Origin of the sequence: Streptomyces sp. Isolate_45 (genome assembly GCF_024721315.2) — a bacterium.
Classification (GTDB): Bacteria; Actinomycetota; Actinomycetes; order Streptomycetales; family Streptomycetaceae; genus Streptomyces.
On record NZ_JANFAK020000043.1, the window covers coordinates 17498 to 40885 of the forward strand.

At 69.7% G+C, this 23388-nt stretch carries 19 protein-coding genes and 1 tRNA gene; 7 read left to right on the forward strand and 13 right to left on the reverse strand.

The annotated features are described in order from the left end of the window. The first annotated feature begins 93 nt into the window (after window positions 1-93). The 3 genes from pepN to NOD94_RS16460 all read left to right on the forward strand — a co-directional run bounded on the left by pepN (window position 94) and on the right by NOD94_RS16460 (window position 6076). Window positions 94-2598: an aminopeptidase N gene (pepN, locus tag NOD94_RS16450; protein ID WP_281206682.1), complete on the forward strand. Its 2505-nt coding sequence runs from the start codon at window positions 94-96 to the stop codon at window positions 2596-2598. Between the two features lie 671 nt (window positions 2599-3269). After that, entirely contained in the window at window positions 3270-4670 is a 1401-nt protein-coding gene (locus NOD94_RS16455) for an aminotransferase class V-fold PLP-dependent enzyme (protein WP_281206683.1), read from the forward strand. Next, window positions 4667-6076, forward strand: coding sequence for a SidA/IucD/PvdA family monooxygenase (locus NOD94_RS16460; protein ID WP_281206685.1), 1410 nt, complete (start codon window positions 4667-4669; stop codon window positions 6074-6076). The genes NOD94_RS16455 and NOD94_RS16460 overlap by 4 nt, the downstream gene beginning before the upstream one ends. A gap of 21 nt (window positions 6077-6097) precedes the next feature. On the opposite strand, the gene NOD94_RS16465 is transcribed toward NOD94_RS16460, so the two are convergent. Then, a complete protein-coding gene (locus NOD94_RS16465; RefSeq protein ID WP_281206714.1) occupies window positions 6098-7906 on the reverse strand; it encodes a 5'-nucleotidase C-terminal domain-containing protein in 1809 nt (602 codons plus the stop codon). A gap of 130 nt (window positions 7907-8036) precedes the next feature. Between NOD94_RS16465 and NOD94_RS16470 the strand changes: the two genes are divergently transcribed. From NOD94_RS16470 to NOD94_RS16480, 3 genes are all read left to right on the forward strand, one after another. Further along, window positions 8037-8741: an SIMPL domain-containing protein gene (locus NOD94_RS16470; RefSeq protein WP_281206686.1), complete on the forward strand. Its 705-nt coding sequence runs from the start codon at window positions 8037-8039 to the stop codon at window positions 8739-8741. A 168-nt stretch (window positions 8742-8909) separates the two neighbouring features. Next, the gene (pyk, locus tag NOD94_RS16475; protein WP_281206687.1) at window positions 8910-10337 is read left to right on the forward strand and encodes a pyruvate kinase; all 1428 of its coding nucleotides are present in this window, start codon (window positions 8910-8912) and stop codon (window positions 10335-10337) included. Window positions 10338-10463: 126 nt separating this feature from the next. Then, complete coding sequence (locus NOD94_RS16480) at window positions 10464-10967, forward strand: GNAT family N-acetyltransferase (RefSeq protein ID WP_281206688.1); 504 nt, start codon at window positions 10464-10466, stop codon at window positions 10965-10967. Window positions 10968-11025: 58 nt separating this feature from the next. Here the strand turns inward: NOD94_RS16480 and NOD94_RS16485 are convergent, their stop codons facing one another. The 4 genes from NOD94_RS16485 to NOD94_RS16500 form a co-directional block, all read right to left on the reverse strand. Next, window positions 11026-11325, reverse strand: coding sequence for a hypothetical protein (locus tag NOD94_RS16485; RefSeq protein ID WP_281206689.1), 300 nt, complete (start codon window positions 11323-11325; stop codon window positions 11026-11028). A gap of 65 nt (window positions 11326-11390) precedes the next feature. Next, the gene (locus NOD94_RS16490; RefSeq protein ID WP_281206690.1) at window positions 11391-11642 is read right to left on the reverse strand and encodes an EF-hand domain-containing protein; all 252 of its coding nucleotides are present in this window, start codon (window positions 11640-11642) and stop codon (window positions 11391-11393) included. Between the two features lie 73 nt (window positions 11643-11715). After that, the gene (locus NOD94_RS16495; RefSeq protein ID WP_281206691.1) at window positions 11716-12465 is read right to left on the reverse strand and encodes a helix-turn-helix domain-containing protein; all 750 of its coding nucleotides are present in this window, start codon (window positions 12463-12465) and stop codon (window positions 11716-11718) included. Window positions 12466-12574: 109 nt separating this feature from the next. Continuing rightward, a tRNA-Leu gene (locus NOD94_RS16500) sits at window positions 12575-12649 on the reverse strand. Between the two features lie 97 nt (window positions 12650-12746). On the opposite strand from NOD94_RS16500, the gene NOD94_RS16505 reads away from it, so the two are divergent. Further along, complete coding sequence (locus NOD94_RS16505) at window positions 12747-13406, forward strand: response regulator (RefSeq protein ID WP_281206692.1); 660 nt, start codon at window positions 12747-12749, stop codon at window positions 13404-13406. An 85-nt stretch (window positions 13407-13491) separates the two neighbouring features. Here NOD94_RS16505 and NOD94_RS16510 read toward each other — a convergent pair whose 3' ends face one another. The 8 genes from NOD94_RS16510 to NOD94_RS16545 all read right to left on the reverse strand — a co-directional run bounded on the left by NOD94_RS16510 (window position 13492) and on the right by NOD94_RS16545 (window position 23368). Next, window positions 13492-14208, reverse strand: coding sequence for an ABC transporter ATP-binding protein (locus NOD94_RS16510; protein ID WP_281206693.1), 717 nt, complete (start codon window positions 14206-14208; stop codon window positions 13492-13494). After that, complete coding sequence (locus NOD94_RS16515; protein ID WP_281206694.1) at window positions 14205-15269, reverse strand: ABC transporter ATP-binding protein; 1065 nt, start codon at window positions 15267-15269, stop codon at window positions 14205-14207. The genes NOD94_RS16510 and NOD94_RS16515 overlap by 4 nt, the downstream gene beginning before the upstream one ends. 3 nt (window positions 15270-15272) lie before the next feature. Then, window positions 15273-17090, reverse strand: a complete 1818-nt coding sequence (locus NOD94_RS16520; protein ID WP_281206715.1) for a branched-chain amino acid ABC transporter permease — start codon at window positions 17088-17090, stop codon at window positions 15273-15275. Between the two features lie 5 nt (window positions 17091-17095). Next, window positions 17096-18028 carry a branched-chain amino acid ABC transporter permease gene (locus NOD94_RS16525; RefSeq protein ID WP_281206695.1) on the reverse strand — a complete coding sequence of 311 codons (933 nt, stop codon included), beginning with the start codon at window positions 18026-18028 and terminating at the stop codon, window positions 17096-17098. Window positions 18029-18141: 113 nt separating this feature from the next. Next, entirely contained in the window at window positions 18142-19377 is a 1236-nt protein-coding gene (locus NOD94_RS16530; protein ID WP_281206696.1) for a branched-chain amino acid ABC transporter substrate-binding protein, read from the reverse strand. A 543-nt stretch (window positions 19378-19920) separates the two neighbouring features. Then, window positions 19921-20331 carry a hypothetical protein gene (locus NOD94_RS16535; protein ID WP_281206697.1) on the reverse strand — a complete coding sequence of 137 codons (411 nt, stop codon included), beginning with the start codon at window positions 20329-20331 and terminating at the stop codon, window positions 19921-19923. Window positions 20332-20570: 239 nt separating this feature from the next. After that, window positions 20571-21044, reverse strand: coding sequence for a hotdog fold thioesterase (locus tag NOD94_RS16540; protein ID WP_281206698.1), 474 nt, complete (start codon window positions 21042-21044; stop codon window positions 20571-20573). A gap of 53 nt (window positions 21045-21097) precedes the next feature. Further along, entirely contained in the window at window positions 21098-23368 is a 2271-nt protein-coding gene (locus NOD94_RS16545) for an FdhF/YdeP family oxidoreductase (RefSeq protein WP_281206699.1), read from the reverse strand. Window positions 23369-23388: the final 20 nt, after the last annotated feature.

Here is a 23388-nt window from a genome sequence, read left to right on the forward strand (position 1 = left end):
GAAGGCGCCCGCCACCCACCGCCCCCGGCCGACGCCGACGCCACCCACCGATACCCCCTGGGTCCGGGCGCTCCCTTCGGGCAGCATGGCCCCATGTCCGCACTGACGCGCAACGAAGCGCAGCTCCGAGCCCAGCTCCTCGACGTCCACCACTACGCCGTCACCCTCGACCTCACCACCGGTGACGACACCTTCGACTCCACCACCGTCATCCGCTTCGCGGCCCGCGCCGCCGGAGACACCTTCGTGGAACTGAAACCGGACGAACTGCGCTCCGCCACGCTCGACGGCCGGCCCCTCGACACCGCCGCCCTCACCGACAACCGCCTCCCGCTCGTCGGCCTCACCGAAGGCGACCACGAGCTGCGCGTCGACGCCCGCATGCGCTACTCCCGCACCGGCGAGGGCCTGCACCGCTTCACCGACCCCGCGGACGGGGAAACGTACGTCTACTCCCAAATGTTCATGGACGACGTCCAACGCGTCTTCCCGGCCTTCGACCAGCCCGACCTCAAGGCCGTCTTCGCGTTCACCGTCACCGCCCCCGCCCACTGGACCGTCCTCGCCAACGGCATCACCACCCGCACCGGCGACCGCGACACCGACGGCGCCGGCATCTGGCGGTCCGCCCCCACCCCCGTCATCTCCACCTACCTCGCCGCCGTCGCCGGCGGCCCCTGGCACAGCATCACCACCGAACACGCCGGACTCCCCTTCGGCATCCACTGCCGCAAGTCCCTCGCCCCCCACCTCGACGCCGACGCCGAAGAGATCCTCTCCGTCACCACCGACTGCTTCGACCGCTACCACGAGAAGTTCGCCGAGCCCTACCCCTTCGACTCCTACGACCAGGCCTTCGTCCCCGAATTCAACGCCGGCGCCATGGAGAACCCCGGCCTCGTCACCTTCCGCGACGAGTTCGTCTTCCGCTCCGCCGTCACCGACACCGAACGCCAGAGCCGCGCCATGGTCATCGCCCACGAGATGGCCCACATGTGGTTCGGCGACCTCGTCACCCTCGCCTGGTTCGACGACATCTGGCTCAACGAGTCCTTCGCCGAGTACATGGGCTACCAGACCCTCACCGAAGCCACCCGCTTCACCGGCACCTGGACCGAATTCGGCATGGTCCGCAAGCCCTGGGGCTACGACGCCGACCAACGCCCCTCCACCCACCCCGTCGCCCCCGCCCCCGAGGACGTCCCGGACACCGCCTCCGCCCTCCTCAACTTCGACGGCATCTCCTACGCCAAGGGCGCCTCCGCCCTGCGCCAACTCGTCGCCTGGCTCGGCGAGAAGGACTTCCTGGCCGGCATCAACACCCACTTCGCCCGCCACAAGTTCGCCAACGCCTCCCTCGCCGACTTCGTCGACTCCCTCGCCACCCACACCGACCGCGACGTCCACGCCTGGGCCCAGGTCTGGCTCCGCACCACCGGCGTCGACACCCTCACCCCCCGCATCGAGGAGAGCCCCGGCGGCTGGACCCTCACCGTCGACCACAACGGCAGCCGCCCCCATCACATCACCGCCGGCACCTACCACAGGGCCCCCGACGGCCTCCTGGAACGCGGCGAACTCCTCGGCATCGACGTCCCCTCCGACGAGGTCCTCTCCGGCAGCGGCCGCCGCCCCGACCTCCTCGTCCTCAACGACGGCGACCTCGGCTACACCAAGATCCGCCTCGACGAACTCTCCCTGGAAACCGCCCTGCGCGGCCTCTCCAACCTCCCCGACCCCCTCACCCGCGCCGTCGTCTGGGGCTCCCTGCGCGACATGGTCCGCGACGGCGAACTCGAACCCGGCGCCTACCTCACCACCGCCGACGCCCACCTGCCCGACGAGAGCGACCTCGCCATCGTCCAGGGCGTCCTCGGCTTCGCCCGCACCCACATCGCCGACCGCTACCTCGCCCCCACCGAACGCGGCGCCGCCCTCACCCTCATCACCTCCCTCACCCGCGACCTGCTCCGCCGCACCGAGGACGGCGACGAACCCGGCCTGCGTCTCGCCGCCGTACGCGTCCTCATCGACAGCGCCACCCAGCCCGACACCCTCGCCGGCTGGCTCGCCGACGGAACCGTCCCCGGCGGCCCCGAACTCGACCCCGAACTGCGCTGGCGCGTCCTCGCCCGCCTCAGCGTCCTCGGCGCCGCCGACGAGGACACCATCGACGCCGCCCTCGCCGCCGACCCCAGCGCCACCGGCAGCGAAGGCGCCGCCCGCTGCCGCGCCGCCCTGCCCACCCCCGAGGCCAAGGCCGCCGCCTGGCAGCGCCTCTTCCACGACGACACCCTCTCCAACTACCTCTTCACCGCCACCGCCCAAGGCTTCTGGCAGCCCGAACAGGCCGACCTCGTACAGGACTACGTCCCCCGCTACTACCCCGAAGCCGTCGCACTCGGAGCCCGCCGCGGCCCCGCCATCGCCGAAGCCGCGGGCCGCTGGGCCTTCCCGGCGCACGCCATCGACGAAGCCAACCTCCGGGCCGGACACACCTGCCTCGACGACCCCGACCTCATCCCGCTGCTGCGCCGCAAGCTCGTCGACCAGCTCGACGACCTCGCCCGAGCCCTCCGCATCCGCACCACCACCTGACCCACCCCGCCGGACGCCGCCCCCAGGGCAGCGTCCGGCGGACACCCGCCGCAGAACCCCGTCCCCGAGCCCCGTCCCGGCCCCGGCCCCGGCCTCCGGTTCACGCCCGCTCCCCGGCCCGTGCCCCGGTCCCCGGTCCCCGGTCCCCGGGCCCTGGTCCTGGCTCCGGCTCCGGCCCTGGTCCTGGCTCCGGCTCCGGCCCTGGTCCTGGCTCCGGCTCCGGCCCTGGCTCTGGCCCCGGCCCTGGCCCCGGCCCCCGGCTCCGGCCTTGGCCCTGGCCCTAGCTCCGGCCTTGGCCCCGGCCCCCGGCTCCGGCCTTGGCCCTGGCCCTAGCTCCGGCTCCGGCCCTGGCTTTGGCTCCGGCTCCGGCTCCGGCTCCGGCTCCGGCCCTGGCCCGGGCCCTGGCCCCGGCTCCGGCCCTGGCCCCGGCTCCGGCTCCGGCCCCGGCCCCGGCCCCTGGCCCGATCCCCGGGCCCTGGCGCCGGAGGCGGCCCCCGGCCTGCGGCCCCCGGCCCCCGACCTGCGGCCCCGGGTTCCTCCGCAGCCGTTCGATCGAACGCCCGGCCGACACCACCGGACCGGACAAACCCCGGCGGTTACCCCATTCGGGTCTGATCGTTGTATCGGGCGAGGACCACGCTGTCCCCGCCCAGCCGCGTGAAGGACCCCCGATGACCGAGCCGCCCCGCACCCCGACGCCCCCACCGCCGGCCCTCGCCGGCGGCCCCGGCGGACCCGACGCCCTGCGGCCCCTCATCGACACCGTCCTCACCGCCCTGCGCACCGGAACCCGCGAACGCGGCGGCCCCCTCCCCGCCGGCGGCCCCGACACCGTCACCGCACGCGTCCGCACCGCACTCGGCGACGTACTCCCCACCCACGGAACCGGCGACCACGAAGCCCTCCGCACCCTCGTCCACACCCTCGCCGCCGGCGCCGCCGACCCGGCCCACCCCCTGTGCGCCGCCCACCTGCACTGCCCGCCGCTCGCCGTCGCCACCGCCGCCGACCTCGCCGCGAGCGCCCTCAACCCCTCCCTCGACTCCTGGGACCAGGCCCCCGCCGCCTCCACCATCGAAGCCGAACTCACCCGCACCCTCGCCGCCGAGTTCTACGACACCCCCCACCCCGACGCCCTCCTCACCACCGGCGGCACCGAAGCCAACCAACTGGCCCTCCTCCTCGCCCGCGAACGCCACGGCCCCCACCTCACCGTCCTCCACGGAGCCAACGCCCACCACTCCGTACCCCGCGCCGCCTGGCTCCTCGGCCTGCCCACCGCCACCGCCCTGCCCACCCCCACCGGCACCCTCGACCCGGCCACCCTCGCCGAAGCCCTCGCCCGCACCACCGGCCCGGTACTCGTCACCGCCACCGCCGGCACCACCGACGCCGGACTCGTCGACCCCCTCCACGCCCTCGCCGACCTCTGCGACCACCACGGCGCCGACCTCCACATCGACGCCGCCTACGGCGGCCCCTTCGCCCTCAGCCCCCGCCACCGCCACACCGTCGACGGCCTCACCCGCGGCCGATCCCTCACCGTCGACCTCCACAAACTCGGCTGGCAGCCCGTCGCCGCCGGACTCCTCGTCGTCCCCGACCGCGCACTGCTCACCCCCCTCGCCCACCAGGCCGACTACCTCAACGCCACCGACGACACCGAAGCCGGCCTCCCCGACCTCCTCGGCCGCTCCCTGCGCACCACCCGCCGCCCCGACGCCTTCAAGATCGCCGTCACCCTGCGCTCACTCGGCCGCGACGGCCTCGCCGACCTCATCGACCGCACCACCACCGCAGCCCACCACCTCGCCGGACTCCTCGACGCACACCCCCGCTTCGAACTCCACGCACCCCCCACCCTCACCACCGTCCTCTTCCGGCCCACCCCCACGGACGACGACCACCTCGCAACCCTGCGCCGAACCCTCCTCCACGACGGCACCGCCGTCCTCGGCCGCGCCACCGCCGACGGCCGACTGTGGCTCAAAGCCACCCTCCTCAACCCCCACACCACGGCACAGGACCTGGAAACCCTCGTCACCCTCCTGGAAGGCAGGACCCACCGATGACCGCCCCACTCGACGCCCCCCACGACCTCGTCGGAATCGGAATCGGCCCGTTCAACCTCTCACTGGCCGCCCTCGCCCACGGCCTCCCCCAACAAGGCATCGGCCCCCTCGCCACCGCCTTCTACGACCAACGCCGCGACTTCCGCTGGCACCCCGGCCTCCTCATCGACGGCGCCACCCTCCAAGTCCCCTTCCTCGCCGACCTCGTCACCCTCGCCGACCCGACCAGCCCCTGGACCTTCCTCAACTACCTCAAACACAAGGAACGGCTCTTCCCCTTCTACTTCGCCGAGCAGTTCCACATCCAACGCGCCGAATACGACGCCTACTGCCGCTGGGTCGCCGGCCGCCTCCCCGGACTCCACTTCGGCCACCAGGTCGACGCCGTCCGCTGGAACCCCGAACGCGACCTCTTCGAAGTCGACTACACCCGGATCGACCCCGACGGCGAAGCCGAAGCCCTCGGCCGCGCCTACACCCGCAACCTCGCCCTCGGCATCGGAACCGCCCCCCACGTCCCCGAACCCCTGCGCCCCCTCGCCGAAGCACCCACCGTCCCCGTCATCCACTCCGCCGAATACCTCGACAACCGCCAACGCATCCTCGGCGCCGCACACGTCACCGTCATCGGATCGGGCCAATCCGGCGCCGAAGTCTTCCTCGACCTGCTCCGCAGCCGCCCCACCGGCCGCGAAGGCCTCAGCTGGCTCGCCCGCACCCCCTCCTTCGCCCCGATGGAGTACTCCAAACTCGGCCTCGAACACTTCACCCCCGACTACACCCGCTACTTCCACGCCCTCCCCGAACCCGTCCGCGACCAACTCGTCCCCGCCCAATGGCAACTCCACAAGGGCATCGACGCCGCCACCATCGCCGCCATCCACGACGAGCTCTACCGCCGCACCCTCGACGGAGGCTGGCCCGACGCCGTCCTCACCCCCGGCGTCAACGTCCGCACCGCCGGCCGCGTCGCCACCACCAAAATCGAACTCCACCTCGAACACACCCAGCAGGGCACCCGCTCCCGCCTCACCACCGACGCCGTCGTCCTCGCCACCGGCTACCGCGAACGCCCCCTCACCCGCATCCTCGCCGGCCTCGACCCCTACCTCCGCAAGGACTCCTCCGGCCGCCCCCGCATCGACGACCGCCACCGCATGATCCTCGACCCCTCCGTCACCGGCAGCGTCTTCGTCCAGAACGGCGAACGCCACACCCACGGCGTCGGAGCCCCCGACCTCGGCCTCGCCGCCTGGCGCAGCGCCGCCATCCTCAACACCCTCACCGACAAGGAGCCCTACCCCCAGCCCCACCGCACCGCCTTCACCACCTTCGGCCTCGAACAGCGGGAGCACACCCGCCCCCACCCCGCAGGCGAGCTGCTCCCGCTCGTCGAACACCCCTGACCCCCCCGAACGGCGGCCCCGCTAGAAGACCGGCACCCCGGCCCGCGTCAGCCGCCAATCCACCGAGGCGAACCCCGACGGATCCACCGTCCCCTTCGCCCTCACCCACTGGACGATCGTGTTACGGATCTCGTCCGAATCCGCCCACAACTGCCTGGCCTGCGGAACATGCGGGAAGTTACCCCCACCCGAGGCCCGGTAGTTGTTCACCGCCAACACGAACCGCCCCGCCGGATCCACCGGCTTCCCCGCGAACGACAACCCCACGATCCGCGACCCCACCGGCTGCGCCACGTCGATCTCGTACGCCAACCCGTACACCGCGTCGTAGTTGTAGTCCGGAATCCCCTCCGCGTTCGTCAACGCCGCCGGATCAACCGGCGCACCCGGCGCCGTCCGCACGTAATACCGCGCCGAATACTCCAGGTAGTCCTTCAACTGCGCACCCGTCAGCAGCCGCGCCTCCAGCGTGTTCTCGAACGGGTACAACCCCGCCGCGTCCCGGATCGTCACCTGACCCGCCGGTATCGACGCCGTCCGCGAGAAACACGACGCCTGCGACACCACCGGCAACGCCGCCCACTCGGTACCCGACAACGCCGCCCGCACCGTCTCCGCCTGCACGTGGTTGATCAGATCGATCACCGGCACGTCCTTCACCGGCCCCTCGGCCGTCGACATCGCCCGCGTCGACGTACCGATCACCTGGTTGACGTACGCCACCACCTTGCGGTGCTCGTCCGACAACAACCGCGTGATCTTCGAATCCTCCTCCACGGCATTGGAGTTCAACACCTTCGCCGCGACCTTCGACACCGACCAGCAGCCCCGCTCCCACACCAACTCGAAGTCGAACAGCGTCAACCGCTGCCCCCACTTCAGCGGCTCCGACAACACCACGTCCTTGCCCGTCGCCCGGTTCTTCACCCGGTACTCCGCGATCTCCGTGTGCGCGTGCCCCACCAGGATCGCGTCGATCCCCGGCACCTGCTCCGCCACCAGACCCGCCGCGTTCTCCACGTGCGGCAACTGGTCCCCGTAGCTCGACGTACCGCTCGACCCCGAATGCGCCGACACGATCACCACATCGGCACCCATCGACCGAAGCCGCGGCACGTACTTCGCCGCCTGCTCCTCCAGCCCCGGGAACGTCATCTTCCCCTGCACGTGCGCCTTGTCCCAGATCGCGATCCCCGGGTTCGTGAGCCCCAGCACCGCCACCTTCACGTCCCGCCCGAACGGCGTCCGCAACCGGTGCATGCTGTACGGCGCGAACGCCGGCCGGAGCGTCCTCGCGTCCAGCGCGTTCGCCCCCAACAACGGGAAGTCGCACTGCTCCTCGAACTTCCGCAACACCGGAATCCCGTAATTGAACTCGTGGTTCCCCAGCGCCGCCGCGTCGTACCCGATCGCGTTCATCGCCTGCGCCATCGGATGCACCGGCCCGCGCCGCGCCGTGATCGGATCCACCTTCGCGTAGTAGTACGAAAGCTGCGTCCCCTGGATCGTGTCACCGGCATCGATCAGCAGCGTGTTCCGACGCCCCTTCTCCGCCCGCACCCGATCCACCAACGTCGAGATCTTCGCCAGACCCACATCGTTGTGCGCCTTGTCGTCGAACTCCCTGTCCGTGAAGTAGTCCCAGTTGAAGACGTTCCCGTGCAGATCCGTCGTCCCCATCACCGTGAACGCGTACGTCCGCGGCCCCTTCCCCTTCACGTCCCCGTGCTCCTGCGCGGCGGCGGCCGGAGTGCTCGTGGCCCCCGCCAACGCCACGGCCGCACCCGTCGCGGCCGAAGCCCCCATGAACTTCCTACGGTCGAACGTCATGCCATCTCCCTCGTGAGGCCCTGAACAACGCGCGTAGATTCTGACCCACCAGTAACAAGCCGCAACACCCCCACCAGGTTTCGATCCGATGACCACACCCCCCACCAACCACGGTGCGACAGTGGAAAACATGACCCACGACACCGCACACCAGCCCTACGGAACCCCCGACGTACCCCGCGTCGCCGTCCGCGGCGAAGCCCACCTCGAAGTCGACCCCGAAATCGCCCGCATCACCATCACCGTCAGCGCCCGCGGCACCGACCGCCGCACCGCACTCGACGACCTCACCCGCCGCAACAACACCGTCCTCGAACTCCTCAAGAGCTACGGCGAACCCGTCGAAAAACTCGAAACCGGCGCCTTCTCCATCACCCCCGAACTCACCCGCCACGGCCGCGCCGAACGCGTCCGCGCCTACCACGGCCGCGTCAACATCACCGCCGAACTCAACGACTTCACCACCCTCGGCGAACTCACCACCCGCCTCGCCGACCTCGAACTCACCCGCGTCGACGGCCCCTGGTGGGCCCTGCGCCCCACCTCACCCGCCCACGGCGAAGCCCGCCGCCAAGCCGTCCTCGAAGCCGTCCAACGCGCCCGCGAATACGCCCACGCCCTCGGCGCCGACCTCGCCGCCCTCGTCGAACTCGCCGACATCGAAACCGAGAACGACACCCCCTTCGCCCGCGCCGGCGGCAGCGCGATGCGCAGCATGGCCTTCGCCGGCGCCATCGAGGACGACACCCCCCCGCCCCTCGACCTCGAACCCCAGCGCCAGACCGTCCACGCACAGGTGAACGCCCGCTTCACCATGACCCCGCCGCAACTCTGACAGCCCGAAGAAGCCACGAGCGAAACCGGACAAAAACGCGCCACGGGGGTGCTCCGATGAGCACCCCCATGCACATTCAACAGTTGTCAACAAGCTTTCGCCCAAAGGTTGTTGAGCAGACACCCACAACCAATTTCCTACTCCCTGGTAGGGGCATACGCTCGACCCATGCGCCGAGCCAAAATCGTCTGTACCCTGGGCCCCGCCACCGACTCGTACGACCAGATCAAAGCCCTGGTCGAAGCCGGAATGGACATCGCCCGCTTCAACCTCAGCCACGGCACCTACGCCGAACACGAGGAGCGCTACCACCACGTACGCAAGGCCTCCGACGAAACCGGCCGCAGCGTCGGAATCCTCGCCGACCTTCAAGGCCCGAAGATCCGCCTCGGCCGCTTCCGCGAAGGCCCCGTACTCCTTGAACGCGGCGACGAGTTCACCATCACCGTCGAAGACCACCAAGGCGACCGCCACACCTGCGGCACCACCTACAAAGGACTCGCCACCGACGTCACCACCGGCGAACGCATCCTCGTCGACGACGGCCGCGTCACCCTCGAAGTCACCGCCATCGACGGACCCCGCGTCCACACCCGCGTCATCGAAGGCGGCATGGTCTCCGACCACAAAGGACTCAACCTCCCCGGAGTCGCCGTCTCCGTCCCCGCCCTCAGCGACAAGGACATCGAAGACCTCCGCTGGGCCCTACGCACCGGCGCCGACGTCATCGCCCTCTCCTTCGTCCGCAGCGGCCACGACATCAAGGACGTCCACCGCATCATGGACGAGGAAGGCCGCCGCCTCCCCGTCATCGCCAAGGTCGAAAAACCCCAAGCCGTCGACAACATCGACGACATCGTCGCCGCCTTCGACGGCATCATGGTCGCCCGCGGCGACCTCGGCGTCGAAATGCCCCTCGAACAAGTCCCCATCGTCCAAAAGCGCGCCGTCAAACTCGCCAAGCGCAACGCCAAACCCGTCATCGTCGCCACCCAAATGCTCGACTCGATGATCGACAACTCCCGACCCACCCGCGCCGAAGCCTCCGACGTCGCCAACGCCGTCATCGACGGCACCGACGCCGTCATGCTCTCCGGCGAAACCAGCGTCGGCAAACACCCCATCGAAACCGTCCGCACCATGGCCCGCATCGTCGAAGCCGCCGAGGAAGACATCCTCGCCAAGGGCCTCCCGCCCCTCACCGAACGCAACAAACCCCGCACCCAAGGCGGAGCCGTCGCCCGCGCCGCAGCCGAAATGGGCGACTTCCTCGGCGCCAAATTCCTCATCGCCTTCACCCAGAGCGGCGACACCGTCCGCCGACTCTCCCGCTACCGCTCACCCATCCCCCTCCTCGCCTTCACCCCCGACCAGGCCACCCGCTCCCAACTCAACCTCACCTGGGGCGTCGAAACCTTCCTCGGCCCCCACGTCGACTCAACCGACGCCATGGTCGCCCAAGTCGAAGAAGAACTCCTGCGCATCGGACGCTGCGTACCCGGAGACATCGTCGTCATCACCGCCGGCTCACCCCCCGGCGTCAGCGGCAAGACCAACCTCGTCCGCATCCACCACATCGGCGACGCCGTACGCTGACCCACCCCGTCCCTCCACAACTTGCCGGCGACCCGCACCACCCACCAGCGGCCCACCCGGCAAGCCGGAGGGGCCCCGCCCCCACCCCCACCCCCGCCCGCCGCACGGCGCGGGTACGGTGACGCGATGGCCCGCACCATCACGCACCTGGAGATGACCGACCCCGGCGAACTGCGCCCGGGGCGCCCCGTACCCGCCATGGAACTCCGCCGCGAAGCAGGCCTCACCGCCCTCGCGCGAACCGTCCAGGCCCGCGTCGGAGCCGCCCACGGATGGCGCAGCTCCACCCGCACCGACCAACAGTGGGACGAACTGGCCCGCACCAACCCCCACCGCCAGTACTGGCTCATCACCCTCGCCGACGAGCCGATCGGCATCACCGCACTCGAACCCCACCCCGGCGGCGACGTCGAGATCCGCACCTTCGGCCTGCTCCCCGAACACATCGGCCGAGGACTCGGCGGCCACGCCCTGACCCTCGCCCTCGAACAGGCATGGGCCACCACCCCGCTCGACGCCGAAACCGTCCAGCAGGTCCGGCTCCACACCAACTCCGACGACCACCCCAGCGCCCTCCTCAACTACCTGAGCCGAGGCCTACGCGTCCACCACACCGAAACCGAGAACTAGCCCCGATCCGATTCCTCGCCCCGCCCGTGAATCCGCCCCCGACCCGTCAGCAGCCCTGTCAAGGAACGTCCTGACCGATCGCCCGGATCACGTCGGCAAGCCACACCAAGTGGTGCCCCACGGCCCGATCCTGATGAGCAAGCAGATCCTCAAGGTGCTGCCACGACTCCGAAAGCTCCCCGATCGTGAAGGCCCGGGGCTCGGCGCCGATGCTGTACAACTCGTCGGCCGGGACAGACCAGAAGAGATCTTCCTCGAGCGTCACGGTGGGTCCGGCCGACGCTTCAATGTGCCGAAGCGCCACGTCCAAAGCACGACGAAGCTGATCGATGGGAATCCGCACGGGTTCGGTGGCCATGGCGCCATCCTCACCCAATCACACCGGCCACGCCCCACCGGGCAGGACCTGGACCCCCACCCCACCTACCAACCGAACCGCCGGTCCACCACCCGCGCGAACTCCTCGAACGACAACACCGCGTCCCCGTTCTGATCCGCCTCGTCGAACAACGCCGACGACGCGTCCGCATCACCCACACCCCAGAACGGCAGATCGCCCCGAGCCGCCAGCGTCGGCCCCTGCGCCCGCAACGCGCTGATCACCTCCACCCGCGTCAGCTGCCCGTCGTGGTTCAGATCCAACGCCTCGAACAGCTTGCGAGCCTTCTCGCTCATCACGGAGTCCCCTTCTCACGGTGCCGAGTCCTTCACGCACCCTACGCGCGGCCCCGCGCACCGGGGCCGGGGGTCAGTGCTTCGGCCCGACGTGGGCGTCCATGAGCGCGACGGACGCCTTGCGCGCGACGGACACGTTGAAGGGGTCACCGCCCCGAGCCAGGACCGTCCACTCGACGCCGACCTTGGTGAGGGTGTCGGTGCAGTGCTTCCGGATGTCGTCCGACTTGTTGGTGAAGAAGTAGCGGGGGTACTCGTACCGCTTGCCGTTGCGGACGGTCCAGTTCATGCTCCGGCACCCGTCGGAGTGGATCAGCCCCTTGATGAACTCCCAGGGGTGCGCGTCGACGATCTCCTGCTGCCAGTCTTCGAGGACGATCCGCCGCTCGTGCTTCTTCCCCGGCCCGTGCTGCGGGAACAGGCACGTCCAGTGCCGCCCGTAGCTGGTGACGTTGACACAGCCTTGGCGCTGCAATACGTAGGCCTTGTCGGACGGCCGCACCGCCCGGACGGCCGCCCGGCACTCCTCGATCAGTCCGGGCCAGGCGTCGGCACACGCGATGCGCAGAAGGTGGCCACCTCGGGGGTGGGCGCTGATGCAACCATCGCCGAGATAGAGGCCGAGGAGATAGGCGTAGGCCGACGGGTCGGCAGGCCGACCATCGCAAGGGGCCCACCGGTTCCGGTGGGGGAGCGGCTCCAGTCGGACCTGCCAGGCGCGGATCGCTGCTCGGGATATCCCGGTCTCCCGGCTCACCGAGTTCATGCTGCGCCCCTCGGCGAGTAGCCCGAGAGCGTGCAGGCGCGTGTTGGTGTCGTACATGAGCTCGACGCTGCAACGTGCAATTCGCTCATGCTGTGCATTTCTGCGCGCTTCGCTGAAACGAGTGAAGGTCACGCGTTTTCGCGTGACCTTCGAAATAAAGGAAAAGTGCCCCAGGTGGGATTCGAACCCACACTGTCCGCTGTTTGAGAGCGGCCTCTCTGACCAGTTGGAGTACTGGGGCCTAAGAAACGAAGGGCTACGGGAACCCTGCGTGCCACCACCTTACAGGAGCTCGGTAGGCTCGGGGGAGCTGTTATGCCCCGCAAAGAGGAGCCCCCGTGACCGCCGAGCACGAGTCGACGCCCACGCCCGACGCCGACCAGTCGCACGTTCCGCCGCTGACGACGCGCGTCGTCATCGCCGAGGACGAGGCGCTCATCCGTCTCGACCTGAAGGAAATGCTGGAGGAGGAGGGGTACTCCGTCGTCGGTGAGGCCGGGGACGGTCAGAAGGCCGTCGAGCTGGCCCGCGAGCACCGGCCGGACCTCGTCATCCTGGACGTGAAGATGCCCGTCCTGGACGGGATCTCCGCCGCCGAGAAGATCGCGGAGGAGTCCATCGCCCCCGTGCTGATGCTGACCGCGTTCTCGCAGCGCGACCTGGTCGAGCGGGCCCGTGACGCCGGTGCCATGGCGTACCTCGTCAAGCCGTTCAGCAAGAGCGACGTCGTGCCGGCCATCGAGATGGCCGTCTCCCGCTTCGCCGAGCTGAAGGCGTTGGAGAAGGAGGTCGCGGACCTCTCCCTGCGTCTGGAGACCCGCAAGCTGGTCGACCGGGCCAAGAGCATCCTGCAGACCCAGTACGGGCTCAGCGAGCCCGCGGCCTTCCGGTGGATCCAGAAGACCTCCATGGACCGTCGCATGTCCATGCAGCAGGTCGCCGAGGCGGTCATCGAGGACGCCGAGGAGAAGAAGCAGCAGCAGAACGCGGCCAAGTAGGCCGGTGGTCCGCCATACGCCGTGAGGCCCGTCTCCCCCCGAGGGGAGACGGGCCTCACGGCGTTGGTGCGGGTGCGGGGTGCGGTCAGTCCTCGCCGAGGTAGGCCTTGCGGACGTCCTCGTTGTGCAGGAGTTCCTGGCCGGTGCCCGAGAGCACGATCTTGCCGATCTCCATCACGTGCGCCTTGTCGGCCAGCGAGAGGGCCGCCTGGGCGTTCTGTTCGACCAGCAGGATGGTGGTCCCGGTGGCCTTGAGTTCGGCGATGGTCGCCATGATCTTCTGCATCATGAGCGGGGACAGGCCCATGGAGGGCTCGTCCAGCATGAGCAGCTTGGGCTGGCACATGAGCGCGCGTCCCATGGCGAGCATCTGCTGCTCGCCGCCCGAGAGGGTGCCGGCGGCCTGCTTGCGGCGCTCTCCCAGGATGGGGAAGAGCTCGTAGGCGCGCTGGATGTCCTTCTCGATGCCCTCTTTGTCGGTGCGCAGGAAGGCGCCGAGCTGGAGGTTCTCGGTGATCGTCAGCCGGGGGAAGATGTGGCGTCCCTCGGGGGAGTGGGCCAGCTTCATGGCGACGATCTTGTGGGCGGGGACGTTGGCCAGGGGCTGGCCGTCGAAGACGATGCTGCCGCTGGTGGGCTTGAGGAGCCCGGAGAGGGTGCGCAGGGTGGTGGTCTTGCCGGCGCCGTTGGTGCCGACGAGGCAGACGATTTCGCCCTGGTTGACTTCGAAGGAGATTCCCTTGACGGCTTCGATCTTGCCGTAGGCGACTTTGAGGTCCTGGACCTTGAGGAGTGCGGTCACTTGGTCTCTCCTTCCGTGCTGGTGGTGCCGGTGGTGCTGTCCGTGTCCGCGTCGGCCGCCGGGGTGGCTTCGGCGTCCGCGTCGGCCTCGGGGGCTGCGGGGGCGTCGGCGTCGGCGTGGACGTCGGCCGGGGTCTCGGCCTCCGTGGGGGCTTCGACCTCCGCCGGGGCTTCGGTGGCCGGGGTCGCGACCTCGTGGGCCGTGGCCGCCTCGGCGTTGGCTTCGGCGGCCTGGACCTGGGCGTCCTCCTCGGCGCCGGGGGCGCCTTCGAAGGGGGTGCCGAGGTAGGCGGCGATGACGCGTTCGTCGCCCTGGACCTCGGCCGCGGTGCCCTCGATGAGCTTCTCGCCCTGGACGAGGCAGGCGACGCGGTCGCAGAGGTTGAAGATGAAGCGCATGTCGTGCTCGATGACGAGGACGGCGATGCCCATGTCGCGGATGGCGAAGATGAGTTCCTCGGCCGCGCGGGTTTCCTGCGGGTTCATGCCGGCGGTGGGCTCGTCGAGCAGGATGAGGCCCGGGTCGCTGGCGAGGGCGCGGGCGATTTCGAGCTTGCGCTGCTCGCCGTACGGCAGGTTCTTCGCGAGGTGCTGGGCCTTGTGCTGGAGGCCGATGAACTCCAGGAGTTCCATGGCCCGTACTTCGCTGGCGGCTTCGGCCTTCTTGAAGCCGGGGCCGCGCAGGAGGGCGGACCAGAGGCCTTCCTTGGTGCGGGTGTGGCGTCCGACGAGGACGTTCTCCAGCACGGTCATGTTGTGGAAGAGCCGGATGTTCTGGAAGGTGCGGGCGACGCCTGCCGCGGTGACCTTGTGGGGTGTGGGCGGCAGGACGGTGCCCTTGTAGCTGACGGTTCCCTCGGTGGGGACGTACAGCCCGGTGAGGCAGTTGAAGAAGGTGGTCTTGCCGGCGCCGTTGGGGCCGATGAGACCGACGATCTCACCCGCGTTGACCTTGAGGTCCACGCCCTTGACCGCGGTGAGGCCGCCGAAGCGCATGGTGACGCCGCTGGCTTCGAGAACCGTGGTCTTGGTGGTGGTGTCTGTGGTCGCGCTGGTCGTCATGGCTTATGCACCCGCCTTGGCGGTGGCGAGGTCCGTGGGGGCCTGGCCAGCGGTGTCGTCGTGGTACTCGAGCTGCGCGCGCTTGTTGGCGATGAGGCCTTCGGGGCGGAAGCGCATGAGCAGGATGAGGGCGATGCCGAACGCGAGGAGCTGGTAGTCCTGGAGGAAGGCCAGCTTCGCGGGGATCAGGAAGAGCAGTGCGGCGCCGAGGATGGGGCCGCGGATGGTGCCCATTCCGCCGAGGATGACGGCGGCGAGGAGGAACGCGGAGTTCGGCGGGACGGGCCCGGCGAAGACGTAGTTCTCGGGGACGACCGTGCTGTTGACGTGTGCCTGGACCGTGCCGGCGAGGCCGGCGAGGGTGGCGCCCAGGGCGAAGGCGATGAGCTTGACCTTGAAGCCGTTGATGCCCATGGCCTCGGCGGCGGTCTCGTCCTCGCGGATGGCGACCCAGGCGCGGCCGATGCGGCTGTTGCCGGCGCGGGCGAAGACCACGATGACCAGGGCCATCACGAGCAGCATCAGGAAGTAGTAGTTGGCGTAGGCGCCGAGGACGATGCCGCCGACGTTGTGGGACTCCCCGAAGTTCCACCCGAAGAGTTCGAGGTGGGGGATGTTGGGGATGCCGTTGGGGCCGTTGGTGATGTCCGGGCCGGAGGTGCCGTCGAGGTTGCCCATGGCGATGCGGAAGATTTCTCCGAAGCCGAGGGTGACGATGGCGAGGTAGTCGCCGCGCAGGCGCAGGGTGGGTGCTCCGATGACCACGCCGAAGATGAGCGAGGCGAGGGCGCCGACGATGACCGCTGCCCAGAAGGGCAGGTGGATGCCGAAGGCGGAGGCGGTGCTGCCGGAGACCAGGGCGGCGGCGTAGGCGCCGACGCCGAGGAAGGCGACGTATCCGAGGTCGAGGAGACCGGCGAGGCCGACGACGACGTTGAGGCCGAGGGCGACGGTCGCGAAGATCAGGATGTTGACCGCGATGAGCGTGTAGGTGTCGCCGCTCTGCTGGATGAAGGGGAAGGCGATGGCCGCGGCCGCGGTGGCGATCAGCGTGACCTGGCGGTGCTTGGCGATGATCGCGGAGAGGCGCTCGACGAGACCGGACTTGGTGAGTGCGGCTGTGGCGAAGGCGACGATCAGCAGGTAGGCGAAGAAGAGCTGCGGTTCCTTGTCGGGGGTGTCGATGCCGTACGTGACGACGAACAGGCCGACGGCGAAGGTTGCCGCGACGATCAGGATTTCGGCCCAGGAGGGGAGCTCGCGGGCCTTGGGGAGCTTGCCCTCACGGCGTCCGAGGCGGATGTGCCGGTAGAGGGCGTAGATGGCGATGCCGACGATGACGGCGAGGAACCAGTTCCAGCGGGGCAGGTCTTCCACGGGCTTGCGGTCGAGGGGCAGGCCCAGGGCGCCGATGAAGGCGAGGATGACGCCGGCCGCTGCGACGTAGCCGCCGGGTTCGAGGTTGGCGAGTCCGCCGAGCTCGACCGTGATGGCGATGAGTGTGAACAGCGTCGTGGCGAGGGAACCGAACGCCGCGAGGAAGGTGGGGTTGTTGCCGCCGGAGGGGTTCAGCCATCGGAGGCCGCGGATTCCGTAGCCGGTGGCGGCGAGGAGCAGGGTGAGTGCTCCGCCGACGATGGTGAGCATCTGGAGGTCGGCGGGGTACCCGTAGACGGTGAGGTCACCGGGGAACGCGTCGGTCCAGGTCCAGGCGAGGAACGCGGAGGCGATGGTGATGAGTGCGCCGACGAGGGTGAGGGCGCGTGCGGCGGTGGCCGGGAGGGGGATGACCGGGGAGGTCTCGGTGGTGTTGGTGGTCATGGTTCTCACGCCCGATCCGCGACGCGCTCACCGAGCAGGCCTTGCGGCCGCACGAGGAGGACGACGATGAGGAGTACGAACGCCCAGACGTTGGACCAGGCTCCACCGCCGAGCTGCTGCATGCCGGGGATCTCTTCGATGTAGGCGATCGAGAGGGCCTCGGCGAGGCCGAGGACGACGCCGCCGACCATGGCTCCGTAGATGTTTCCGATGCCGCCGAGGACGGCTGCGGTGAACGCCTTGAGGCCGAGGATGAAGCCCATTTCGAAGTTGATCTGGCCCTTGTCGAGGCCGTAGGCGACGGCGGCGATGGCGGCGAACGCGGCACCGATGGCGAAGGCCATGACGATGATGCGGTCGGTGTTGATGCCCATCAGCTTCGCGGTGTCGGGGTCCTGCGCGGTGGCCTGCATGGCGCGGCCGCTGCGGCTCTTCGAGACGAAGACGCCGAGGGCGAGCATGCAGAGGGGGGCGAGGATGAGGACGAACGCGTCGGCGCGCTGGATGGAGAGGCTGTCGGTGAGCTTGAAGGCCTCGCCCTTGAACTCGGGGAAGCTGACTGCCTTCTTGGCGTCCGGGTAGAACTGCCAGACGAGCTGTTGCAGCGCGATCGAGAGGCCGATTGCGGTGATGAGGGGTGCGAGCCGGGGTGCGCTGCGCAGGGGACGGTATGCGAAGCGTTCGGCTCCCATGGCGACGAGGACGGAGACGAGGGAGCCTCCGATGATCATGACGGGTATCGCGATCAGCAGGGAGGTGCCGGTCGGGAGGATGGCGTAGGCGGTGAGGGCGCCGAAGCCGCCGATCATGAATATCTCGCCGTGGGCGAAGTTGATGAGCTGGACGATGCCGTAGACCATGGTGTACCCGATGGCGATGAGGCCATACAGGGCACCGAGGGCCAGGCCGTTGGCCAGCTGTTGCGGCAGTTCGTGCACCGCAGGGCCTCCGATGAGCGTGTCGGATAAGACTCCGCGCGAGGGCGCTGTTTGCGCCCTCGCGCGGTGGTGGTGTGGTTCAGGTGGTGCGGGTGGTGCGTGGTGCTAGGGGATTACTGGTTGAACGTGTCGCTCTTGACGTCGACCCACTTGCCGCCCTCGACCTTGTAGACCGTGAGCTGCTTGTTGGTGGTGTCGCCGTTCTCGTCGAAGGCGACCTTGCCGGTCACACCCTCGAAGGAGACCTTGCCGAGGGCCTCGACGACCTTGGCGCGGGCGTCGGCGGGGAGCTTGCCACCGTTGGCGGCGACGACGGCCTTGACGGCCTGGACGACGGACCAGCCGGCGTCGTAGGAGTAGCCGCCGTAGGCCGCGTACGGGTCCTTGTAGCCGGCTGCCTGGTAGTCGGCGATGAAGGTCTTGGCGGTGGGGAGCTTCTCGACCGGGTAACCGATGGAGGTGGAGAGGTCGCCCTCGTTGGCCTCACCGGAGGCGGTGATGAAGGCGGGGTCCTGGATGCCGTCGCCGCCCATGAGGGGGATCTGCGCGCCGGTCTTCTTGATCTGGTCGGCGAGCAGGCCGCCCTCGGGGTACTGGCCGCCGAAGTAGACGGAGTCGGCGCCGGAGGACTTGACCTTGTCGGCGGTGGAGGAGAAGTCGGTCTCCTTCACGGTGACGTGGTCGGTGCCGACGACCTCGCCGCCGAGCTTCTTGAACTCGTCGGAGAAGATCGCGGCGAGGCCGGCGCCGTAGGTCTGCTTGTCGTCGACGACGAAGACCTTCTTCTTGCCGGCGTCCTTGAAGAGGTACTGGGCGGCGAACTTGCCCTGGACCACGTCGGTGGCGGCGGTGCGGAAGTAGGTCTTGAAGGGGCGCTTGAACTCGCCCTTGCCCCAGTTGTCGCCCTGGCTGAGCGCGGGGTTGGTGTTGGCGGGGGAGACCTGCGCCAGGTTGGCGGAGGCGAAGACGCCCTGCATCTGCTGGGCGACACCCGAGTTCAGCGGGCCGACGACGCCGAGGACGTCCTTGTTGCCGACGAGCTTGGTGGCGTTCGCCTGGCCGGAGGCGGGGACGGCCTGGTCGTCGAGGGCCTCGACCTTGAACTCGATGCCCGGGACCTCGTTGTTCTTGTTGGCCGTCTTGGCCGCGAGGTCGACCGAGTTCTTGATGCCCTGGCCGAGCGCCGAGAGGGAGCCGGTGAGGGGGGCGTCCACGCCGATGACGACGACGGTCTTCTTGCCGTCGGCGTTGTTGTCGGTGGAGCCTCCGTCGCGCGATCCGCAAGCGGTGAGGGTCAGTGCTCCCGTGGTGATCACGGTGGTGAGGACGAGCAAAGAACGGTGTCGCACGATTCTTCCTTTCCCTGGCGCGGCGCCCTCTTGTCGAGGTGCCGTTAGGTCGCCGGGCCGCACTGGGAGGTACACGGCCGTGCTGATTCGCGCCCGGCGGCGCGGTGACTGGCCGTGACTCTAGGCCCGAGGTGGCGAGCACGGGGAGCCGGGAAAGGAGGATGTGACGCTCTTGTTATGCCAAGGGCAAGAATGCGTGGTGGGAGTGTGGACAGATCGGGCGTTAAGCAACGCCGGAGAATGACCACATGCTGAGAAATACCAGCTGCCCTAAGGGGCTTGAGGGCCTCATGCTCCTGTCTCTGATCAAATTCGGTCGATTGTGGCGGTGAGTGTCCGAAAGAATCCGGGGGGTCGCTTTGTCCGGGGGGAAAAGGTGGATTCCGTATGGCGTGGGTAATACACAGCGTGACGAACGCGCGGGGTCGACTCCGGCCGGATCGATCTTGGTTCGCGCCACGGGAGGGCTGCGACCTGCGGTTCGGTCGTACGGGGGCACGTGCCCGGAAGCCGGACAGCGCGAGCGGATTCCGGTGACCCGCGTCACGTCGGGGGGTTTCGGTACTCCGAGCTGCCCGTGGCCCCGTCCCGTTCGGCGCAGCGCCGCGCGACGAGTCGGTCGATCAGCTCAAGTGCCTTGTCCCGCCCGGCTGTTCGCTCCTCGGAGCGGCCTGCGGCGACGGCTTCCTCGTGGATGTCGTACTGCTGGTTGGACAGGCCCTTCTGCTCCCAGTCCAAACCGGACCACTTGCTGCCCTTGAGGGTCTCCTTCGCCCAGTAGGACACCAGGCTCGTGCAGACCTGTGCGGGTGTGGAGGGGTCGGTCCCGGGCGTGGTGGCCGTGGTCGACGGTGGTGCGGCCGGCGAGGTGGGGCCGGTGCATCCGCAGAGGGCGAGCGCCGCGAGGAGGGCCGCGGAGCCGTACCGGACCGCGGCGGGTGGCTGGGTCCCCATGGGGGGACGGTAGGCGGTCACCATCGGTGACACAACAGTGGTGGCCCCCCGATGCGCGGAGTGGCGGATTCCGGGCGGTTGGCGGGCCCCGCGGGTCCGGATCCCTCGTGCGGGCGGGTGTGGGGCGCCGGTGGCCGGCGCCGCCCCGGGTGCGGGAACGGGCCCGGAGCCGCCGGGTGGGGCGGTTCCGGGCCCGTGGCAGGGCGCGTACGGCAGGGCGCGGGCCCCGTCCGGTGGGGTCAGGCCCCGGCGGCGGCCTGGTCGGCGTCGCGCAGCAGGCAGGTCAGGCGGGCGGTGCACACCCGGCGGTCCTGCTCGTCGGAGATGACGACCTCGTAGGTGGCGGTGGAGCGGCCCCGGTGGACGGGGGTGGCGACGCCGGTGACGATGCCGGAGCGGGCGCCCCGGTGGTGGGTGCAGTTCAGGTCCACGCCCACGGCGACCTTGGTGATGCCGCCGTGCATCATCGCGCCGACCGACCCGAGGGTTTCGGCGAGGACCGCGGAGGCTCCGCCGTGGAGCAGTCCGTAGGGCTGGGTGTTGCCCTTGACCGGCATGGTGGCGACGACCCGGTCGGCCGAGGCCTCCAGGATGCGGATCTCCATCCGGCGGCCGAGGTCGCCCGCGGAGAACAGCGCGGGCAGGTCTATGCCCAGGGCCGCGTACTCGTCGAGGACTTCCTGCGGGAACTTCACGCTGTGCTGCTCGCCCATGGGCCGGCTCCGTTCGTCAACGATCGTTAACCATTGTGTCCTGGGTCGTTCTATCAGGCCGGTTCGAAGCGCACGACGACGGACTTGCTCGCGGGGGTGTTGCTGGTGTCCGCGGTGGAGTCGAGGGGGACCAGCACGTTGGTCTCCGGGTAGTAGGCGGCGGCGCAGCCGCGGGCGGTCGGGTAGTGCACGACGCGGAAGCCGGGGGCGCGGCGTTCGACGCCGTCCTTCCACTCGCCGACGAGGTCGGTGTAGGAGCCGTCGGCGAGGCCGAGCTCGGCGGCGTCCTCGGGGTTGACCATGACGACGCGGCGGCCGCCGGTGATGCCGCGGTAGCGGTCGTCGAGGCCGTAGATGGTGGTGTTGTACTGGTCGTGGCTGCGCAGGGTCTGGAGCAGCAGCCTGCCGGTGGGCAGGTGGGGGTACTCGACGGGGGCGGCGGTGAAGTTGGCCTTGCCGGTCCTGGTGGGGAAGCGGCGTTCGTCGCGGGGGGCGTGGGGGAGCCGGAAGCCGCCGGGGTGGGCGATGCGGGCGTTGAAGTCCTCGAAGCCGGGGATCACGCGGGCGATCCGGTCGCGGACGGCGGCGTAGTCCGCTTCGAACTCCTCCCACGGGGTGGTGGAGCCGCGGCCGAGGACGGCGCGGGCCATGTGGGCCACGATGGCGGGCTCGGAGAGCAGTCGCGGGGAGGCGGGGGCGAGGTTGCCGCGGGAGGCGTGGACCATGCCCATGGAGTCCTCGACGGTCACGAACTGCTTGCCGGAGGCCTGGACGTCCTTGTCGGTGCGGCCGAGGGTGGGCAGGATCAGTGCCCGGCGGCCGGTGACGGCGTGGGAGCGGTTGAGTTTCGTGGACACGTGGACCGTCAGGGAGGCCCGGCGGATGGCGGCCTCGGTGACGTCGGTGTCGGGGGTGGCGCCGACGAAGTTGCCTCCCATGGCGAAGAGGACCTTGGCCCGGCCGTCGCGCAGGGCCTCGATGGAGCGGACGACGTCGTAGCCGTGGTCGCGGGGCGAGGTGATGCCGAACTCGCGGTCGAGGGCGTCGAGGAAGGCCGGTGCGGGGCGTTCGAAGATCCCCATGGTGCGGTCGCCCTGGACGTTGGAGTGGCCGCGCACGGGGCAGACGCCCGAGCCGGGGCGGCCGATGTCGCCGCGCAGCAGGAGCAGGTTGACGACTTCGCGGATGGTGGCGACGGAGTGCTTGTGCTGGGTGAGGCCCATGGCCCAGCAGACGATGGTGCGCCGCGAGGCGAGGACCATCGCGAGGGCGCGTTCGATCTCGGGGCGGGTGAGTCCGGTCGCGGTGAGGGTCTCGGCCCAGTCGGTTTCCTTGGCGGCGGCGGCGAACTCCTCGTATCCGTGGGTGTGTTCGCGGATGAAGGTCTCGTCGGTGGCGTCGCCGGCCTCGATGACGAGTTTGTTGAGGAGCCGGAAGAGGGCCTGGTCGCCGCCGATGCGGATCTGGAGGAACAGGTCGTTGAGGGCGGTGCCCTTGAGCATGCCGAGCGGGGTCTGCGGGTTCTTGAAGCGTTCCATGCCGGCTTCGGGCAGCGGGTTCACCGAGATGATCCTCGCGCCGGCCGACTTGGCCTTCTCCAGGGCGGAGAGCATGCGGGGATGGTTGGTGCCCGGGTTCTGGCCGGCGACGATGATCAGGTCGGCCTGGTGGAGGTCTTCGAGGGAGACGCTGCCCTTGCCGATGCCGATGGTCTCGTTCAGCGCGGAGCCCGAGGACTCGTGGCACATGTTGGAGCAGTCGGGCAGGTTGTTGGTGCCGAACTCGCGGGCGAAGAGCTGGAAGAGGAACGCGGCCTCGTTGCTGGTGCGGCCCGAGGTGTAGAAGAGGGCCTCGTCGGGGGAGCCGAGGGCGTTCAGCTCCTCCGCGATGATCTCGAAGGCCCGGTCCCAGCCGATGGCCTCGTACCGGTCGCCGCCCTCGGGCAGGTACATCGGCTCCGTGATCCGGCCCTGCTGGCCCAGCCAGTACCCGGAACGTCCGGCGAGGTCGGCCAGGGGGTGCGCGGCGAAGAAGGCGGGGGTGACCCGGCGCAGCGTGGCCTCCTCGGCGACGGCCTTGGCGCCGTTCTCGCAGAACTCCGCCGCGTGCCGCTTGTCGCCCTCGGGCCAGGCGCAGCCGGGGCAGTCGAAGCCGTCCTTCTGGTTGACCTTGAGGAGGGTGCGGGCGGTGCGGGCCAGGCCCATCTGCGCCTGGGCGACCTTCAGCGTGTGGCCGATCGCCGGCAGGCCCGCGGCCGCGTGCTGCGGCGGCGTGACCTGCGGCGCGTCCTGTACCGGGTCACCTGAGGGCGGCTTGGTCGCCATGGCGCTCTCCTTCGAGCGTG

Bases quoted from the DNA above. Each gene is read 5' to 3' on its own strand.
- NOD94_RS16535 (WP_281206697.1), bottom strand. From the start codon at position 20,331: ATGGGGACCCAGCCACCCGCCGCGGTCCGGTACGGCTCCGCGGCCCTC.
- pyk (WP_281206687.1), top strand. From the start codon at position 8,910: ATGCGCCGAGCCAAAATCGTCTGTACCCTGGGCCCCGCCACCGACTCG.
- NOD94_RS16465 (WP_281206714.1), bottom strand. From the start codon at position 7,906: ATGACGTTCGACCGTAGGAAGTTCATGGGGGCTTCGGCCGCGACGGGT.
- NOD94_RS16490 (WP_281206690.1), bottom strand. From the start codon at position 11,642: ATGAGCGAGAAGGCTCGCAAGCTGTTCGAGGCGTTGGATCTGAACCAC.
- pepN (WP_281206682.1), top strand. From the start codon at position 94: ATGTCCGCACTGACGCGCAACGAAGCGCAGCTCCGAGCCCAGCTCCTC.
- NOD94_RS16485 (WP_281206689.1), bottom strand. From the start codon at position 11,325: ATGGCCACCGAACCCGTGCGGATTCCCATCGATCAGCTTCGTCGTGCT.
- NOD94_RS16545 (WP_281206699.1), bottom strand. From the start codon at position 23,368: ATGGCGACCAAGCCGCCCTCAGGTGACCCGGTACAGGACGCGCCGCAG.
- NOD94_RS16515 (WP_281206694.1), bottom strand. From the start codon at position 15,269: ATGACGACCAGCGCGACCACAGACACCACCACCAAGACCACGGTTCTC.
- NOD94_RS16455 (WP_281206683.1), top strand. From the start codon at position 3,270: ATGACCGAGCCGCCCCGCACCCCGACGCCCCCACCGCCGGCCCTCGCC.
- NOD94_RS16460 (WP_281206685.1), top strand. From the start codon at position 4,667: ATGACCGCCCCACTCGACGCCCCCCACGACCTCGTCGGAATCGGAATC.
- NOD94_RS16520 (WP_281206715.1), bottom strand. From the start codon at position 17,090: ATGACCACCAACACCACCGAGACCTCCCCGGTCATCCCCCTCCCGGCC.
- NOD94_RS16480 (WP_281206688.1), top strand. From the start codon at position 10,464: ATGGCCCGCACCATCACGCACCTGGAGATGACCGACCCCGGCGAACTG.
- NOD94_RS16470 (WP_281206686.1), top strand. From the start codon at position 8,037: ATGACCCACGACACCGCACACCAGCCCTACGGAACCCCCGACGTACCC.
- NOD94_RS16495 (WP_281206691.1), bottom strand. From the start codon at position 12,465: ATGTACGACACCAACACGCGCCTGCACGCTCTCGGGCTACTCGCCGAG.
- NOD94_RS16540 (WP_281206698.1), bottom strand. From the start codon at position 21,044: ATGGGCGAGCAGCACAGCGTGAAGTTCCCGCAGGAAGTCCTCGACGAG.